This window comes from Gordonia sp. SCSIO 19800 (assembly GCF_018132775.1).
GTDB classification, from domain to species: Bacteria; Actinomycetota; Actinomycetes; order Mycobacteriales; family Mycobacteriaceae; genus Gordonia; species Gordonia hongkongensis.
On record NZ_JAGRQM010000059.1, the window covers coordinates 1 to 805 of the forward strand.

Consider the following 805-nt stretch of genomic DNA (forward strand, 5'->3'; position numbering starts at 1 on the left):
CCACTGCTCCCTGAGCCTGGATATTTCACTGATGTTGCTGGTGTTCGGCGTGTGATACGCGAAAGTGCCTGTCTGCCTTGTGATTATTGATTCACCACAAACAAATAGTCACAAGAAGAAAGGCACCTCGCAGGTGAAGAATAACGTGTATCCCGAGTTGACGGTGGACCCCACGCGCACTGAGTCGGTGCTGACGACCTCGGGAGCGGTGTTGCTGACGAAAACCGTGCAGGTCTCGGGCCTGGGAGCCGAGCTGACCGCGGCGATGGCGCCGTGGCGGACCGCGGCCACGGTCCATGATCCGGCCAAGATCGTGCTGGATATAGCGCTCACCTTGGCGACCGGTGGTGACTGTGTGGCCGATGTGGCCACCGTCCGGGCTCAGCCACAGTTGTACGGGCAGGTGGCCTCTGATCCGACGATTTCGCGGGTGATCAGCAGGCTGGCTACCGATGTCGAGGCGGTCAGTACCGCGATCAGCGCGGCTCGCGCCGCGGCGCGGGAACGGGTGTGGAGCATTGCCCGCCCGTTGGAGGGCACTGCGGGCAGCATCGATGGCGGGCTGGTGACCGTTGATCTCGATGCCACGACCGTGACCGCCGGCTCGGCCAAAGAACAGGCCCAGAAAACGTATAAGCGGGTGTTCGGGCATTCCCCGATGTGTTCGTTCGTCGACCACGGCGCCTTCGGCACCGGGGAAACACTGAACCTGGACCTGCGGCGTGGAGGTGCCTCACCCAAAGGTGCGGACATGCACATCGCGGCCCTCGAGGCGGCGTTGGCCCAGCTGCCCGCCGCTGAACGC

The 805-nt window shown here is 63.6% G+C and carries 1 protein-coding gene; it reads left to right on the forward strand.

Annotated features, from left to right (window positions below):
* Positions 1 to 79 precede the first annotated feature (79 nt).
* On the forward strand, positions 80 to 805 hold a 726-nt coding region (locus KB201_RS24650; RefSeq protein WP_211540901.1), incomplete at its 3' end, for a transposase.